The sequence below is a fragment of the Bradyrhizobium diazoefficiens genome (genome assembly GCF_016612535.1).
Lineage (GTDB): Bacteria > Pseudomonadota > Alphaproteobacteria > Rhizobiales > Xanthobacteraceae > Bradyrhizobium > Bradyrhizobium diazoefficiens_C.
Genome location: NZ_JAENXS010000001.1, coordinates 2,091,617 through 2,107,033, shown reverse-complemented (window position 1 = coordinate 2,107,033; position 15,417 = coordinate 2,091,617). Strand labels below are relative to the sequence as shown.

Sequence of the window (15,417 nt, the reverse complement as noted above, 5' to 3'; positions counted from 1 at the left end):
ACACCGCCCTCATAAGGTGAATGCCTGACCATGCCCGAATTGCCCGAAGTCGAGACCGTCCGCCGCGGCCTTCAGCCGGTCATGGAGGGCGCGAAAATCGTCGTCGCGGAGGCCCGCAGGCCCGATCTGCGCTTCCCGTTCCAGCCGGATTTCGTGGCCCGGCTCCAGGGGCAGATCGTCACGGGGCTCGGCCGCCGTGCAAAATATCTCATGGCCGATCTCGCCTCCGGCGACGTGCTGTTGATGCATCTGGGTATGTCGGGCTCGTTCCGTGTCATCAAGCCCGACAAGGAGGCTGCGCCCGGCGAGTTTCACTATCCGCGCGGTAAGGACTCTGCGCATGACCACGTGCTGTTTCGGATGTCCTCGGGCGCCGACATCGTGTTCAACGATCCGCGCCGCTTCGGTTACATGAAAGTGATCGCGCGCAGCGCACTGGACGACGAGCCGCTCTTGCGCGACCTCGGCCCCGAGCCGCTCGGCAACGAGTTCGACGCCGCGATGTTGGCGCGGTCCTGCCAGGACAAGACCACCAGCCTGAAGGCCGCGCTGCTCGATCAGCGCGTGGTCGCAGGCCTTGGCAACATCTATGTCTGCGAAGCCCTGCATCGCTCGCATCTGTCGCCGCGGCGGATTGCCGCGACATTGTCGACCAAGTCCGGACAACGCAAGGGCGTTGCCGGGGGCGAGCCGACCGACCACGCCAAGCGGCTGGTCGGCGCGATCCACACCGTGCTCAACGACGCCATCAAGGCCGGCGGCTCGTCATTGCGCGACCATCGCCAGACCTCTGGCGAGCTCGGCTATTTCCAGCATTCCTTCAAGGTCTACGACCGCGAAGGCGAAATCTGCAAGACACCGCGCTGCGGCGGCATCGTGAAGCGCTTCACCCAGAACGGCCGCTCGACCTTCTGGTGTTCGAAATGTCAGAAGTGACGTAGCACCGTAGCCCGGATGAGCGCAGCGAAATCCGGGACCGTCGCACGACAGGTGCAGGTGCCTCGGATTGCGCTACGCTCCATCCGAGCTACGAAAGCTCGCGCATCGCCGTTTTGCCTGATCAGTCAGTTGCCTGCGCGCTCTCGCCGAGTGCCTTCGCCGGGAGCGGTTCTACTGTGCATGGGGTTGTTTTCGAGATTTTTTGTTCGAGAGCGCGGCTGCCATCGTCCAAAACGCGAAGCGAAGCAATCCGGCCGGGCTGGTGGCCGGATTGCTTCGTCGCTTGAGCTCATTCACCGGATAGCGATGAGCCCGTCTGCGGCCTGAGCGATTGCCGCGCTCAGGACGCAAGAGTGGTGGTTTCGTCCGCCGAAATCTCGGCAGCGGCATGCAGCATTCCGTCGGCCGCCGACATGACCTGGTCGATCAGCAGATTGCCGGCGGAGAGTTCGAGCCGGGTCTCGATCCAGCGCCAGAGGCCGCGGACTTCCTCGGTCGACTTGCCGTTCGGCGCGAATTCGCTGACGGCGAGGCCGGAGGCGAGCGAGTCCTGGTGATCGTTGCGCATCACAATCAGCGGGCGCGCGAGCACGTCAGCGAGATCGAGCGCGCCTTCTTCGGCGAGCGTGTTGGCTGCGTTGTCGATGCGCTGGCCGCGGATCGGGGTCTGGTTCAGCACGAAGCTGTAGGGCCGCTTCCAGGCGCGCGCGACGCTGAGGGTGGAGACGGTCGCCTCGATGTCGGCGACGCTCGGGCGCGCCGGAATCAGGCAGAGGTCGGAATGACGGATCGCAGCGGTGGTCGTGGCGCTGAGGCCGGCCGCGGTGTCGACGATCGCGAGCTGGAGACCGCTGTCGGCCAGCATCTTCAGCCGCGGTTCGAAATCGGCGGCGTGATAGATCGGCTCGACGACGATATCGTCGTTGTTGCGGCGGCGCTGCCAGTTGGACAGGGTGCCCTGTGGGTCCGTCTCGATCAGGCGGACGGTGAAGCCGGCCTGCTTGGCTGCCAGCGCGAGGCCGATGGCGAGGGTGCTCTTGCCACTGCCGCCCTTTTGGGTGGCGAGTACGATCGTGTGCATTGGAAGATGAATCCTTTGGAGTGCCGGGGTCTAGGGGTAACGCCACGCGAACGTGCATCGATGGGGATGCTGAGCTCTTCTCGCTCAGGACGTGCCCGGCCCGATCCAAAGGGGATCGCGGATGTCCGAATCAGCAGTAACAATGATGGCAGAATCGGGAATGCCAGCTAATCCGTACCATTACTGGACCCGTAATCCTGCGTGTGATGTGCTAGCCGCCGTGAATAAGAGGGACAGGCGGCATGAGCGGCAATTGGCGCGATCGGACGGCGACGACCTTTGAATGTCAGAAAATGCCGGCGGTCTCGAGCCGCGGCATGGTGGTCAGCAACCACCCACTGGCCTCCAGTGCCGGCGCCGAGATGCTGGCGGCCGGCGGCAACGCCATCGATGCTGCGATCGCGACCTTGTTCACGCTGACCGTGGTCGAGCCCATGATGGTCGGCATCATCGGCGGCGGCATGGCACATATCCGTCTCGCAGATGGCAGCCACCGCTTCATCGACGGCCAGAGCACGGTGCCTCGGCGGTCCGCGACACCACTTACACCTCCAAGCCGGGCTCGGCGCATGACGTGTTCGACACCGTCGGCAACGAGAACCTCAACAGAGCGAAGGCCGTCGCCACGCCGGGCTCGCTCAAGGCCTGGTGCGAGACGCTGCGCCGGTTCGGCACCATGAGCCTCGCCGATGTCATGCAGCCCGCGATCAAGCACGCCGCGCGCGGCTATGTGGCGACGCCCTATCTTCACGAATGCATCAGCGAGAGCGCCGCCGAGATGCGCAAGGACAAGCCGATCGCGGCGATCTATTTGCCGAACGGCGAGCCGTTGAAGGTCGGTGAGCGCGTGGTGCAGGCCGAATATGTCGAGACGCTCCGCACCATCGCCGATCACGGCGAGAAGGCGCTCTATGAGGGGCCGCTCAGCGACATCCTGGTCGACTACATGGAGAAGGCCGGCGGTTTCATCCGCCGTAACGATCTCACGGCCTACAAGACGGTCGAGCGCCAGCCGATCCGCGCCGACTATCGCGGCTGGACTATTTTTGGGCCGCCGCCGCCCGCGGCCTCCGGCGGGCACATCGCGCAGATGCTGAACATTCTGGAAGGCTACGACATCGGCAGCCTCGGCTTCGGCACGCCCGAGACGATTCACTATCTCGCCGAGGTCCTGAAGATCGCCTTCGCCGATCGCGCCGCGGCCAGTGGCGATCCCGACTTCGTGGGCGTGCCCGTGGAGAAGCTGACGTCGAAGGCTTACGCCGAGGTGCGCCGTCGCGCGATCGATCCGGCGCGGGCTCAGACCTGGGGCGCCGGTGTGACGCAGCTCGAAGGCGCACACACCACGCACATGACCGCGGCGGATGCTTTCGGCAATGTGGTCGCGACCACGCAGACCATCAACAATCTGTTCGGCGCCAAGATCATGATCCCGGGCCTGGGGGCGATCGCCAACAATTACATGAACCTGTTCGATCCGCGTCCCGGCCACGCGCTGTCGCTGGCGCCGGGCAAGCGCGTCACCACCTCGATGTCGCCGATGATGGCGCTGCGCGATGGCAAGCTGCGCTACGCGCTGGGACTGCCCGGCGGCAAGCGCATCTTCCCGAGCGCGATGCAGGCACTGGTCAATCTGATCGACCACGGCATGTGCCTGCAGGAAGCGGTCGAGGCGCCGCGGGTCTGGACCGAGGGCAACGCGCTCGAGGTCGAGCAGAAAGTGCCGGAGGCCGTTCGGACGAAGCTCGCGGCGCTCGGCCACAAGGTCCAGCCCGTCGCAACGGTCGCCGGCGGCATGAACGGCATCGCCTTCCACGACGACGGCACCATGACTGGCGCCGCCTGCTGGCGCGCGGACGGCACGCCGGTCGGGATGTCCGGCGGCCTCGCGAAGAGCGGGGTGAGGTTTAGGCTCGCTTAGTCTCGTGCCCCGGACGCGGCGCAGCGCGAAGCGGTGCGCTGCAGAGCCGGGGCCCAGCATTGGTTGCACGGAATGTGGATGCATGGGTCCCGGCTCTGCGCAGCAACGCTACGCGTTGCAGCGCGTCCGGGACACGAAAGTTATTTGCGCACGCAGATCACGCGCACGATGGCGGCTTTCGCGTCCGTCGACGCGCCGTTCGCGCTGACGCCGTTTGCTTTCAGGAAATCGCGCACCGTCTCCGCTGCGACCATCACCGCCTGTGACGACGGCACTGCTGTCGCGGGACCCGCGACCATTGCCGGCTTCAACAACGTAACGCCAGCGAACTTGCCGTCGCCGTCGATCGCCGCGCTGCCGGAAAATCCAACGGCCGGCGGTGGCGACAGCGCGGAATCGCTGCCACCGACCGATGCCAGCGCGGCCTTGACACTCGACACGCCGGCCGCGCCGCCCTGGCTCTGCGGATCTGCGATACCGACGACCTCGACACTCGTCTTCGCCGTGCCGCCAGTCAGGCTGAGCGGCTTCAGGCCACGTGCGCCATAGACATGCAGCAGCGCGAGATCGTGCGCCTTGTCCTCGGCGAGACGATCGGCATTGCCGTAGCCGCCGATGGTGATGGCGAGACAGGAATCCGTGACAAGGCGATCGGTGATGATCGCGCCGTCGTCACTGACGACAATGCCGGTGCCGTATTCGACGGTCTTGCGCGGCGCAGGCCCGGCCTGCGGCCCCGTGGGAAACGCATTGAACGCGCTCGACATCGCGATCACGACCGGCTCGACCGTGTTCTCGGTGGCCTGGTCGTACAAAATCGTCATGACGCGAACTTCATCGCCCTTAAATGTGCCGCGCACGTAAAACTTCTTCAGGCCTTGCAATCCCGACAGCACGAAGAAGTCGGGCTTCACCACGGTGTAATCGACCTTGCGCCCGGCCGGCTCCTTCTTCTCCGCGTCCGCGAGCTTGGCGGTGGTCGGGTTGGCTTCCTTGCGACGGCTGAGCAGCACCTGCACCGTGCCGGTCGGCGAGGTCCATTTGGAGCCATTGGCATCGGTCGCCTGATTCGGCGCTAGTTTTGCGGGTATGCCGAGCCGCGCGCCGCTGGTCATCTCGGTCACGATCTTCCAGCCGACGCTGTCCTGCTTGCGCCGCGCGGTCTCGGCGAGCGCGGCGCGTTGCTGCGGATTGAGCACGCCGGTCGGCTTGCCACCCTTCTTCTTCTGGTACTCCTTGATGGCGTCGACCATGCGGGAGCTAATGTCGCCGGTGATGGCGCCGTTATATTCGCCGACCCAGGCGAGGTCGGATTGGAGCGACAGCCGCTCGGCCTGCGCCATGGCATCTGCCGTCTCCGATGCCGTCTGCAGGGCGGGCGGCTTGATCGGAACGGTCTGGACCACCTTCGGCTTGTTGCCGGGGACCTGCGGCGCCGTCATCTGGGCGCTGGCGCCTGTGGCAGACGCCAACATCAGTGTTGCCGCAAGCATCGATCTCATGACAAATCCAGCCAGCCCATTGAACGCGCTGCCATTGAAGCACATCTCGTTGGTCGCGAACAATGTTGCGGTGGTTCAGGAGTCAAAGAACTTGCTCAGCCCGGACGAACTCGAACGTTATGCCCGCCATATCGTGCTGCGCGATGTCGGTGGTCCCGGCCAGGCTGCGCTGAAACGCGCCTCCGTGCTGGTGATCGGCGCCGGCGGGCTCGGTGCGCCCGCCCTGATGTATCTGGCCGCCGCCGGCGTCGGCACGCTCGGTGTGGTCGATGACGACGTCGTGTCGCTGTCCAATTTGCAGCGCCAGGTGATCCACACCACGCCCGATATCGGCCGGCACAAGATCGAGAGCGCCGCCGAGCGGATCGCGGCGCTCAATCCGCATGTCCGCTTCGTCGGCCACGCCACCTGGCTCAACGCCGACAATGCGCTAAGCCTGATCAGCGATTACGATCTCGTGCTCGACGGCTCCGACAATTTCTCGACGCGCTATCTGGCCTCCGATGCCTGCTTCTTCGCGAAGCGGCCGCTGATCACGGCTGCGCTCGGCACCTTCGACGGCTCGCTCACCACCATCCGCGCGCATGAGACAAACGAGCAGGGCGTCTTCAACCCGACCTATCGCTGCCTGTTTCCGGAGGCGCCGCCGCCGGGCACCGTGCCGGCCTGCGCGGAGGCCGGCGTCATGGGCGCGCTTGCGGGCGTGATGGGCTCGATGATGGCGCTGGAGGCGATCCGCGAGATCGTCGGTTTTGGTGAGGGCCTGGTCGGCCGCCTCCTGATGATAGATGCGCGTGCGATGCGGTTCGAGACCTTGCGCTATGCGCGCGATCCGGCCAATCCGCTCAATGGCGATGGGCCGGTGATGTCAGATCTCAGCGCCCATCGTGCCTGATGACGGCCGTTACGCGCTGGCCGGCTTCTCGCTGTCGAGATGTGCCATCTGTTCGGCCGCGTAGCGCGTGCCGGCGGCAACGTTCGGCGGGAAAGCTTTTGCCAGCGCAGCCAGATGCGCCGGCGTCAGCGTCACCTTGGTTGTGCCGAGCGCCTCAGTCAGACGGGTACGGGTGCGGGCGCCGATCAGTGGTATGATTTCCTGGTCGTGTTCTTGGCCCTGCGCCGCCACCCAGGCGATCGCGACCTGCGCCGGTGTTGCGCCGATCTCGCTGGCGATCGCGCGCAGCTGCTCCACCAGCGCGAGATTGGCATCGAGATTCGATCCCTGGAAGCGCGGCGTCATCAGCCGGTAATCGCGGCCGGCCTTGCCGGAATCCTTCGACCAATGGCCGCTGATCAAGCCGCGCGCCAGCACGCCGTAGGCCGTAATGGCAATGCCGAGCTCACGGCAGGTCTTCAGGATATCGCGCTCGATGCCGCGCTCGATCAGCGAATATTCGATCTGGAGATCGGCGATCGGATGCACCGCGTGTGCGCGCCGGATGGTGTCGGAGCCGACCTCGGACAGGCCGATATGCCTGACATAGCCGGCCTTCACGAGATCAGCGAGGCCGCCGATCGTCTCCTCGATGGGAATGCCGGGATCGAGCCGCGCCGGTCGATAGACATCGACGTAGTCGGTGCCGAGGCGTTGCAGCGAATAGGCCAGAAAATTTTTCGTCGCAGCCGGCCGTGTGTCCATTCCGACGAATTCGCCGGCGGGACCGCGCAGCGCGCCGAACTTGACGCTGATCTGCACTTTTTCACGCGCGACACCCTTCAGTGCGTCGCGCACCAGCATCTCGTTGTGGCCCATGGCGTAGAAATCGCCGGTGTCGAGCAGCGTGATGCCGGCATCAAGTGCGGCATGGACCGTGGCGATGCTCTCGCCGCGATCGGCCGGGCCATAGACCTCGGACATGCCCATGCAGCCAAGACCGAGGCTTGAAACGGTGGGGCCGGTTGAACCGAGTTTGCGCTGTTCCATGATGGCTCTCCTCGAAAAGGCGGCGGCTGATGGCGCCGCGTGACGAGGGCACATATGCGCCTGCTCCATTGCTGCGATAAGCTGGACAATCCGGAATAGCTTGTTCAAAATATCGAACAATGGCTGATCCCGATCTACGCGATCTCGATGCCTTCGTGGCGGTCGCCCGCACCCGCAATTTCCGCCGCGCGGCGGTCGAAATTCGCGTGTCGGTGTCGAGCCTTAGCCAGCGGCTACGAGATCTGGAGGAGCGCCTCGGCGTCCGTTTGATGAACCGCACCACCCGCAGTGTCGCGCTGACCGAGGCCGGCGAGCTGCTGCTGTCACGGGTGGCGCCGGCGCTGCGCGACGTCGGCGATGCCCTGGATCAGGTCCGGGGCTTGCGCGAGGTCGCCTCAGGCCGTCTGCGCATCAACGCGCCGCCACCGGCGGTGGACCTGGTGCTGGCGCCGATGGTCGTCCCGTTCTTGCAGGCACATCCTCAGGTCGATTTCGACATCGCCTCCGAGAGCGGTTTCGTCGACATCGTCAGCGCGGGTTACGATGCCGGCGTGCGCTATGGCGAACATCTCGCGCAGGACATGGTGGCTGTTCCGCTCAGTGGTCCGCAGCACTATGTCCTCGTCGCATCGCCCGATTATGTCGCGCGCCGTGGCAGGCCGAAGCATCCGAAGGATTTGCTCGACCACGACTGCATCCGCGCGCGCTATTCGAGCGGCGTCATGCATGATTGGGAATTTGAAAAGGCCGGCCAGATCGTCAAGGTCGATCCGCCGGCAAAACTGATCTCGACCAATATGGGCCTCGCCATGCGCGCCGCGCTCGACGGCGCGGGCATCTGGGCATCGCTCGATGGCTATGTCGGCGAAGCCGTGAAGTCGGGCGCGCTGATCAGCCTGGTGGAAGACTGGTGCGAGCCGTTTCCCGGCCCGTTCCTCTACTATCCAAGCCGCCGTCAAGTGCCGCCGGCGCTGCGTGCCTTCATCGATTTCGTCGCCGACTGGCGCAAGCGCGAATCGCGCAGCAAATAACCTCAGAGCATGCTCGGCAGCACGCGATCCGGCGGCTTGTGCGCGTCGAGGAAGGTGCGGATGTTGATGATCACCTTCTCGCCCATTTCGACGCGGCCCTCGATCGTGGCCGAGCCCATATGCGGCAGCAGGGTCACCTTGCCGGCCTTGGCGAGCCGCACCAGCTTCGGATTGACCGCCGGCTCGTGCTCATAGACGTCGAGGCCGGCGCCGCCGATCTCGCCACCCTCAATCAGCTTGATCAGCGTGTCCTCGTCGGTCACCCCGCCGCGCGCGGTGTTGACGATGTAGGCGTCCTTCCGCATCAGCTTCAACCGCCGGGCCGAGAGCAGGTGATAAGTCGCCGGCGTGTGCGGACAGTTGACCGAGATGATGTCCATCCGCGCCAGCATCTGGTCCAGGCTTTCCCAATAGGTCGCGCCAAGCTCTTCAGCAATCTTCGGCGCCACGGGACGGCGGTTATGATAGTGGATCTGCAGGCCGAAGGCGCGGGCGCGGCGGGCGACCGCCTGGCCGATGCGGCCCATGCCGATGATGCCGAGGCGCTTGCCGCCGATGCGGTGGCCGAGCATCCAGGTCGGCGACCAGCCCGCCCAGGGCTTTCCTTCCGTCAGCACCGAGGCGCCTTCGATCATCCGGCGCGGCACCGCCAGGATCAGCGCCATGGTCATGTCGGCGGTGTCTTCGGTGAGAACTTTCGGGGTGTTGGTGACGGTGATGCCGCGGGCGTGCGCAGCCTCGACGTCGATATTGTCGACGCCGTTGCCGAAATTCGCGATCAGGCGAAGCTTGCAGTCAGGCTGGTTGACGATGTCGGCGCTGATATGGTCGGTGACCGTCGGAACCAGGACGTCGGCAGTGCGCGCGGCTTCTGCGATCTGCTCGGCCGACATCGGCGTGTCGTCGAGATTGATGCGCGCGTCGAACAGTTCGCGCATCCGGGTCTCGATCGAGTCCGGTAGCTTGCGCGTCACCACGACGAGGGGCTTTTTCTTCACCGACATGTCCTGCCCTCATGAGGCGTTGCAGGCCGCCTCTGTCACCAAAGGCCGGCCGTTGAGGCCTCATTAACCCGGTTGTTCGACACTAGCCTTGCCGTGTCGTCCCCGGCGTTTCCTTCAAGCTTTCCCGAGATTTCCAGCCGGAAAATCGGGGCAAACTGGTTGTTCAGACGTCCGTCCTCTCTAGCAGAAGACCGGGCCAAGACAAGAACCACGGGTTAAGGCTTGCAGATGGATTCGGGAACACCCGCGTGGGGCGGGAGAGGGGATTACGCGGCAGGTTTTGGAATTTGGGGTGAGGACCGGGCTTTGAGCCCAGGTCTTCGACAGGAGACGGGTTGATGGCGTTGGGGCGTTTTTGTTCGGTGATGACGCTCGTTTGCACCTGGTTGAGCGCCTCGGTCAGCCCTGGGCATTCGGCGAAGGATGGCACCCCCCAGACCGCCAGCGGCCTCCCGGTGCCGCGCTATGTCAGCCTCAAATCGGATCACGTGAACGTCCGCGCCGGCCCGACCAAGGACAATGACGTGGCCTGGGTCTACACCCGTTCCGGCTTGCCGGTCGAAATCACCGCCGAGTTCGAGAACTGGCGCCGGGTGCGCGATTCCGAGGGCGCCGAGGGCTGGGTCTATCACTCGCTGCTGTCGGGCCGCCGCACTGCGGTGGTCACCATGAAGCACAAGGACGAGCTTGCGCCGATCTACGACCGCGCCGATTCCGATAGCGCGGTGGCCGCAAAGCTCCAGGCCGGCGTCGTCACGACAGTGAAAAAGTGCACCACAAGCTGGTGCCACGTCACCGGCAACGGCTTTGATGGCTGGATCCAGCAGGAGCGGCTCTGGGGCGTCTATGCCGACGAGCAGGTGAACTGACGCCGCAAAACGATAATGGCCGGGACGAAGCCCGGCCGTAACGGCGTCTCTCTTAGCTTAGGGAAATATCAGCGCTTCTTGCGCAGGCGCACGACCATGTCGATGCGCGCGATTTCGTAACCTTCCGGCACCTCCGGCATCTTGGACAGCGCCAGATGCGGATCCTCGATATCGACCAGTTCGTGGCTGTTCTCGAGGTAGTAGTGATGGTGGGTGGTGACGTTGGTGTCGAAATAGGTCTTGGTGCCGTCGACACTGACCTGGCGCAGCAGGCCGGCATCGGTCAGCTGGTTCAGCGTGTTGTAGACGGTCGCGAGCGAGACCGGGACCTTGGCCAGCGTTGCTTCCTCATAGAGCATTTCAGCCGTGAGGTGGCGCGCACCCTTGCCGAACAGCAGCCAGCCGAGCGCCATGCGCTGGCGCGTCGGGCGGAGGCCGGCGGACTGGAGCATTTCGTTGACGTCGTGCCAGGGACAGCCGGTCAGGGCCGGCTGGCGGCCGGACAGAAGGGCCGCCGCATGGGCGTCTTCGTCGTGATGGATCGCGTTGTTTTCGCTCATTTCCAGAATTCGGGCACGCGTGAACACTATCTAGCGGCAATATATGGACAGATAGATGCAGATGCAAGTTTCTCGCAACTAGAGCGGTTCTAATCAAGCGAGGAACCGGGCGGAGCCCCCGTCATTTTACCTTCATGAGACTGCTTTGCCACCCGAAATGCCCTGTGTTAGAGAGCGCGCGGTTCCGCTTAACCGATTTTGGCGCAGCCAGGCATTGAGGCTTGGCCCGCAGTCCATCCGGGCTCCGGTATTCACGCCTGACGACGGCAAGTGGTTTGCTTTCCGAACGGGGCCGATTTTTGCCAGAAACGCCGTTCAATCGGGGTTCAAACAGAGGCTTCCGCATGCTGAACAGGCGCAACGGCTACGAGTACGAAGATCTGCTGGCGTGTGCCCGGGGCGAGATGTTCGGTCCGGGCAATGCACAATTGCCTCTGCCGCCGATGCTTATGTTCGACCGCATCGCCGAAATTAACGAAAATGGCGGCGAGTTCGGCAAGGGCGTGGTGCGCGCCGAGCTCGACGTGAAGGCCGACCTCTGGTTCTTCGGTTGCCATTTCAAGAACGATCCCGTCATGCCCGGCTGTCTCGGTCTCGATGCGCTGTGGCAAATGGTCGGATTCTACCTGGGCTGGATCGGCGGCGAAGGTCGCGGCCGCGCGCTTGGCCTGAGCGAGTTGAAGTTCGGCGGCCAGGTGCTGCCCGAGGCCCGCAAGGTTGTGTACAACGTCGACATGAAGCGCGTGATGCGTTCAAAGCTGGTGCTCGGCATTGCCGACGGGTGGCTTTCGGTCGACGACCAGATTATCTATCGCGCGAAGGATCTGAAGGTCGGCCTGTTCAAGCAGGGCACGAGCCTGGGCTAACGCGCATCACCAAGAAGACAACGACATAGGCGAGGCTGTCATGAGGCGGGTTGTGGTCACCGGGATGGGCATCGTCTCGTCGATCGGAAACAACACCCAGGAAGTGCTTGCGAGCCTTCACGAGGCAAAGTCGGGCATTTCGCGGGCTGAGAAATATGCCGAGCTCGGCTTCCGTTCGCAGGTGCAGGGTGCACCGACGCTCGATCCTGCGACGATTGTCGACCGGCGTGCGATGCGCTTCCTCGCCCAGGGTGCGGCGTGGAATCACATTGCGATGGAGCAGGCGATCCAGGACTCCGGTCTCGGCCCCGACGAAGTCTCCAACATCCGCACCGGCATCATCATGGGCTCCGGCGGACCGTCCGCGCGGACCATCGTCGAGGCCGCCGACATCACTCGCACCAAGGGACCGAAGCGCGTCGGTCCGTTTGCAGTGCCGAAGGCGATGTCATCGACGGCATCCGCGACGCTTGCGACCTGGTTCAAGATCAAGGGCGTGAACTATTCGATCTCCTCGGCCTGCGCGACCTCGAACCACTGCGTCGGCAACGCCTATGAGACGATCCAGATCGGCAAGCAGGACGTCATCTTCGCCGGCGGCTGCGAGGAGCTGGACTGGTCGCTGTCGGTGCTGTTCGACGCGATGGGCGCGATGTCGTCCAAGTACAACGACACGCCCGCCACTGCGTCGCGTCCCTATGACGTCAACCGCGACGGCTTCGTCATCGCCGGCGGCGCCGGCGTGCTGGTGCTGGAAGAGCTCGAGCATGCCAAGGCGCGCGGCGCGCGCATCTACGGCGAGATCGTCGGCTATGGCGCGACGTCGGACGGCTACGACATGGTCGCGCCGTCAGGCGAAGGCGCCGAGCGCTGCATGCGCATGGCGATGTCGACCGTGAAGACCAAGGTCGACTACATCAATCCGCACGCGACCTCGACTCCGGCCGGCGATCCGCCGGAGATCGACGCGCTCCGCCGCGTGTTCGGCGCCGGCGAGAAGTGCCCGCCGATTTCGGCGACCAAGGCGCTGACCGGCCACTCGCTGGGCGCGACCGGCGTGCAGGAAGCGATCTATTCGCTGCTGATGATGAACAACGGCTTCATCTGCGAGAGCGCGCACATCCAGGAGCTCGACCCCGTGTTCGCCGACATGCCGATCGTGCGCAAGCGCATCGACAACGTCAAAATCGGCACCGTGCTGTCGAACTCGTTCGGCTTCGGCGGCACCAACGCCACGCTGGTGTTCAGCCGGCTGGATGTGTGAGGCCTTGCGCGCACACTGGCAGTTTCGTCATGGCCGGGCTCGTCCCGGCCATCCACGTCTTTGTTACCGGTTGCGGAAGAACGTGGATGCCCGGGACGAGCCCGGGCATGACGGACAGCGGAGAGTAGTCGAGAGATGGAAGGTTTGATGAAGGGCAAGCGCGGTCTGATCATGGGCATCGCCAATGATCATTCGATCGCCTGGGGCATGGCGAGGACGCTGCATGCCCACGGCGCCGAGCTCGCCTTCACCTTCCAGGGCGAGGCTTTGGGCAAGCGCGTCAAGCCGCTGGCGGAATCGCTTGGCGTGGATCTGGTGCTGCCCTGCGACGTCGAAGACATCGCCAGCGTCGATGCCACTTTCGCTGTGCTGCGCGAGACATGGGGCAAGCTCGATTTCGTCATCCACGCCATCGGCTTCGCCGACAAGAACGAGCTGAAGGGCCGCTATGCCGACACCAGCCGCGAGAATTTTTCGCGCACCATGGTGATCTCCTGCTTCTCGTTCACGGAGGTCGCCAAACGTGCCGCCGAGCTGATGATGGAGGGCGGCAGCATGATCACGCTGACCTTCGGCGCCTCGGAGCGCGCGATGCCGAATTACAACGTGATGGGCGTGGCCAAGGCGGCGCTGGAAGCCTCGGTGCGATATCTCGCCTCCGACTTCGGGCCGCGCGGCATCCGCGTCAACGCGATCTCAGCCGGCCCCATCCGCACGCTCGCCGGTTCCGGCATCGGCGAGGCGCGCGCGATGTTTGCATTCATGCAAAAACATTCGCCGCTCCGCCGTGGCGTCACGCTCGACGATCTCGGCGGCTCCGCGCTGTATCTGTTGTCGGATCTCTCCGGCGGCGTCACCGGCGAAATCCATTATGTCGATTCCGGTTACAACACCGTCCTGATGCCGAGGCCGGACGACCTGAAGGCGGAAGGCTAACCGGCCGCGATCTTCTCCGCACGCTGGAACGCCGGCCGTGCCACGCAGCGCGCAATGTAAGCATCGAAAGCCGGACGCGGCGCCACCATCTTGAACAGGCGGACCGCGAAATTCAGACCCGAACCGACCGTGATGTCGGCGGCTGAAAATTCCCCGCCGAGAATCCATGGCCCCTTGGCGAGCGCCGCCTCGAGCACGTCGAACACTTGCGTCGCGCTCCCCCAGGCTGCGGTCGAACTCGGCACCTCGATCTTGGTGAAGATCTGGATGATCGCCGGCTCGATGCAGCTCGGCGAGAAGAACAGCCATTGCAGATAGCGCGCGCGGCGCGGATCGGTCACATCTGGCGCGAGCTTCGTCTCCGGATAGCGGTCGGCGATATAGGCGCAGATCGCGGCAGCCTCGCCGAGGGCAGCATCGCCGTCGGCGAGCGCCGGCACCTTGCCCATCGGATTGACCTTCAAATAGTCCGGCGCCTTCTGCGCGCCCGTCGAAATGTCGGTCAGTATGCGCTCGTAGGGAAGGCCGCTCTCTTCCATCAGCCAGAGCGTCGAGAACGAGCGCGAGCGAGGTGACCAATAGAGCTTGATCATGGTGCGAAACCTTCCATCGGCGAGAAACGAGTGGCGCGCAATTCGTGGCGCGTTTGCAGCGCATTCGCAACGCACTACGCCTAAAAGGAAGCGCCGCTCTGCGAGCGATAACTTGATCAACGCGACGAAGGCGATGTCTCACGTTGCAACAGGGCCGGAAGCGTCTTGTCGAGACTCCTGATAATCATCGTTCGCACCCCGTTGCGCATCACCGTGTTGTTGACCACTTCCGCTGGCTTTTCGGGAAACATCGCAGGATCCAACTGCATCGAGGGGCCGCCGAGAAAATTGTGCGTCATGCGCGCGATATAGGTGTCTTCGGTCATCAAGGCCGGCGCCTCCTTGATCAGCTCGAAAGTCCGGCCGTCATAGATGCGGACGAGCATCATCGCGAAGAGATGCACGGGCCCGCCATAGGGGTATTGTGAGATGCCAATACCGTATTCCCGCTGCGTTCCGCCGTGCCGGTGGACGACGAGGTAGCGATCACAGCGGACCTTTGGCGCTAGAAATTGAACAAAGCCCTTCACGTCGGCTTCGGCACGATAGAACTATGGATTCTGCTTTTGTCGGCCCCCGGACCTAAGTTCCTCCCGCGTGTAAGGAATCCTGCGTACGGAAATGCCGGGTGCAGCGGCACGAACGCGGGAGACGACGAGGTCGTCGAGCGCCCACGCCGTGACCGACGTGCGCATGTACTTGTCGAGAAACTTTAGGGGACCGAATTTCTCGACCATGAACAGGTCGCCTGCGATCGGGATCACGCCGATCTGACAAGGGCCCGCGTCTGCGGGCGCACGAGGAGCGACAGTCGGCTTCTTAGCGGCCGGTCTGACCGCCTCCGGTCTTGGCCCAAACTGCACCTGTCCGCCGCTCGGGGACAGCAGCGCATATGAGGCCATTGCGACAACGGCGAGAATATTCATT

At 64.2% G+C, this 15,417-nt stretch carries 15 protein-coding genes and 1 pseudogene; 8 read left to right on the top strand and 8 right to left on the bottom strand.

Going from position 1 to position 15,417, the window contains the following annotated elements; translation table 11 throughout:
- Positions 1-30 precede the first annotated feature (30 nt).
- On the top strand, positions 31-936 hold the full coding sequence (mutM, locus tag JJE66_RS09865; RefSeq protein ID WP_200514093.1) for a bifunctional DNA-formamidopyrimidine glycosylase/DNA-(apurinic or apyrimidinic site) lyase: 906 nt from the start codon (positions 31-33) through the stop codon (positions 934-936).
- Positions 937-1,279: 343 nt separating this feature from the next.
- On the opposite strand, the gene JJE66_RS09860 is transcribed toward mutM, so the two are convergent.
- Entirely contained in the window at positions 1,280-2,020 is a 741-nt protein-coding gene (locus JJE66_RS09860; RefSeq protein WP_200514092.1) for a ParA family protein, read from the bottom strand.
- 242 nt (positions 2,021-2,262) lie between these two features.
- On the opposite strand from JJE66_RS09860, the pseudogene ggt reads away from it, so the two are divergent.
- Positions 2,263-3,941 (top strand): annotated as a pseudogene (ggt, locus tag JJE66_RS09855) (gamma-glutamyltransferase).
- Positions 3,942-4,081: 140 nt separating this feature from the next.
- Here the strand turns inward: ggt and JJE66_RS09850 are convergent.
- A complete protein-coding gene (locus JJE66_RS09850) occupies positions 4,082-5,443 on the bottom strand; it encodes a serine protease (protein ID WP_200514091.1) in 1,362 nt (453 codons plus the stop codon).
- 91 nt (positions 5,444-5,534) lie between these two features.
- Here JJE66_RS09850 and JJE66_RS09845 point away from each other — a divergent pair, with 91 nt between their 5' ends.
- Positions 5,535-6,338 (top strand): molybdopterin-synthase adenylyltransferase MoeB, encoded by an 804-nt coding sequence (locus tag JJE66_RS09845; protein ID WP_200514090.1) that lies wholly within the window; start codon positions 5,535-5,537, stop codon positions 6,336-6,338.
- A 9-nt stretch (positions 6,339-6,347) separates the two neighbouring features.
- On the opposite strand, the gene JJE66_RS09840 is transcribed toward JJE66_RS09845, so the two are convergent.
- A complete protein-coding gene (locus tag JJE66_RS09840) occupies positions 6,348-7,367 on the bottom strand; it encodes an aldo/keto reductase (RefSeq protein ID WP_200514089.1) in 1,020 nt (339 codons plus the stop codon).
- Between the two features lie 119 nt (positions 7,368-7,486).
- Between JJE66_RS09840 and JJE66_RS09835 the strand changes: the two genes are divergently transcribed.
- Complete coding sequence (locus JJE66_RS09835; protein ID WP_200514088.1) at positions 7,487-8,398, top strand: LysR family transcriptional regulator; 912 nt, start codon at positions 7,487-7,489, stop codon at positions 8,396-8,398.
- A 2-nt stretch (positions 8,399-8,400) separates the two neighbouring features.
- Here JJE66_RS09835 and JJE66_RS09830 read toward each other — a convergent pair whose 3' ends face one another.
- Entirely contained in the window at positions 8,401-9,402 is a 1,002-nt protein-coding gene (locus tag JJE66_RS09830) for a D-glycerate dehydrogenase (protein ID WP_200514087.1), read from the bottom strand.
- 338 nt (positions 9,403-9,740) lie between these two features.
- Between JJE66_RS09830 and JJE66_RS09825 the strand changes: the two genes are divergently transcribed.
- Complete coding sequence (locus tag JJE66_RS09825; RefSeq protein ID WP_200514086.1) at positions 9,741-10,271, top strand: SH3 domain-containing protein; 531 nt, start codon at positions 9,741-9,743, stop codon at positions 10,269-10,271.
- Positions 10,272-10,339: 68 nt separating this feature from the next.
- Here the strand turns inward: JJE66_RS09825 and irrA are convergent, their stop codons facing one another.
- Positions 10,340-10,831, bottom strand: coding sequence for an iron response transcriptional regulator IrrA (gene irrA / locus JJE66_RS09820; RefSeq protein ID WP_200514085.1), 492 nt, complete (start codon positions 10,829-10,831; stop codon positions 10,340-10,342).
- 344 nt (positions 10,832-11,175) lie between these two features.
- Between irrA and fabA the strand changes: the two genes are divergently transcribed.
- The 3 genes from fabA (at position 11,176) to fabI (ending at position 13,897) form a co-directional block, all read left to right on the top strand.
- Positions 11,176-11,697 carry a bifunctional 3-hydroxydecanoyl-ACP dehydratase/trans-2-decenoyl-ACP isomerase gene (fabA, locus tag JJE66_RS09815; RefSeq protein ID WP_200515316.1) on the top strand — a complete coding sequence of 174 codons (522 nt, stop codon included), beginning with the start codon at positions 11,176-11,178 and terminating at the stop codon, positions 11,695-11,697.
- 40 nt (positions 11,698-11,737) lie between these two features.
- A complete protein-coding gene (gene fabB, locus JJE66_RS09810; RefSeq protein ID WP_200514084.1) occupies positions 11,738-12,961 on the top strand; it encodes a beta-ketoacyl-ACP synthase I in 1,224 nt (407 codons plus the stop codon).
- Between the two features lie 135 nt (positions 12,962-13,096).
- Complete coding sequence (gene fabI, locus JJE66_RS09805) at positions 13,097-13,897, top strand: enoyl-ACP reductase FabI (protein ID WP_200514083.1); 801 nt, start codon at positions 13,097-13,099, stop codon at positions 13,895-13,897.
- On the opposite strand, the gene JJE66_RS09800 is transcribed toward fabI, so the two are convergent.
- The 3 genes from JJE66_RS09800 to JJE66_RS09790 all read right to left on the bottom strand — a co-directional run bounded on the left by JJE66_RS09800 (position 13,894) and on the right by JJE66_RS09790 (position 15,416).
- Complete coding sequence (locus JJE66_RS09800; protein ID WP_200514082.1) at positions 13,894-14,490, bottom strand: glutathione S-transferase family protein; 597 nt, start codon at positions 14,488-14,490, stop codon at positions 13,894-13,896. The two genes, fabI and JJE66_RS09800, sit on opposite strands and share 4 nt — an antisense overlap.
- A gap of 116 nt (positions 14,491-14,606) precedes the next feature.
- Positions 14,607-15,020: a hypothetical protein gene (locus JJE66_RS09795; protein WP_200514081.1), complete on the bottom strand. Its 414-nt coding sequence runs from the start codon at positions 15,018-15,020 to the stop codon at positions 14,607-14,609.
- A gap of 21 nt (positions 15,021-15,041) precedes the next feature.
- A complete protein-coding gene (locus JJE66_RS09790) occupies positions 15,042-15,416 on the bottom strand; it encodes a hypothetical protein (RefSeq protein ID WP_200514080.1) in 375 nt (124 codons plus the stop codon).
- Position 15,417: the final 1 nt, after the last annotated feature.

Bases quoted from the DNA above. Each gene is read 5' to 3' on its own strand.
- JJE66_RS09860 (WP_200514092.1), bottom strand. From the start codon at position 2,020: ATGCACACGATCGTACTCGCCACCCAAAAGGGCGGCAGTGGCAAGAGC.
- JJE66_RS09825 (WP_200514086.1), top strand. From the start codon at position 9,741: ATGGCGTTGGGGCGTTTTTGTTCGGTGATGACGCTCGTTTGCACCTGG.
- JJE66_RS09850 (WP_200514091.1), bottom strand. From the start codon at position 5,443: ATGAGATCGATGCTTGCGGCAACACTGATGTTGGCGTCTGCCACAGGC.
- JJE66_RS09830 (WP_200514087.1), bottom strand. From the start codon at position 9,402: ATGTCGGTGAAGAAAAAGCCCCTCGTCGTGGTGACGCGCAAGCTACCG.
- JJE66_RS09800 (WP_200514082.1), bottom strand. From the start codon at position 14,490: ATGATCAAGCTCTATTGGTCACCTCGCTCGCGCTCGTTCTCGACGCTC.
- JJE66_RS09835 (WP_200514088.1), top strand. From the start codon at position 7,487: ATGGCTGATCCCGATCTACGCGATCTCGATGCCTTCGTGGCGGTCGCC.
- fabA (WP_200515316.1), top strand. From the start codon at position 11,176: ATGCTGAACAGGCGCAACGGCTACGAGTACGAAGATCTGCTGGCGTGT.
- mutM (WP_200514093.1), top strand. From the start codon at position 31: ATGCCCGAATTGCCCGAAGTCGAGACCGTCCGCCGCGGCCTTCAGCCG.
- JJE66_RS09840 (WP_200514089.1), bottom strand. From the start codon at position 7,367: ATGGAACAGCGCAAACTCGGTTCAACCGGCCCCACCGTTTCAAGCCTC.
- fabI (WP_200514083.1), top strand. From the start codon at position 13,097: ATGGAAGGTTTGATGAAGGGCAAGCGCGGTCTGATCATGGGCATCGCC.
- irrA (WP_200514085.1), bottom strand. From the start codon at position 10,831: ATGAGCGAAAACAACGCGATCCATCACGACGAAGACGCCCATGCGGCG.
- JJE66_RS09790 (WP_200514080.1), bottom strand. From the start codon at position 15,416: ATGAATATTCTCGCCGTTGTCGCAATGGCCTCATATGCGCTGCTGTCC.
- fabB (WP_200514084.1), top strand. From the start codon at position 11,738: ATGAGGCGGGTTGTGGTCACCGGGATGGGCATCGTCTCGTCGATCGGA.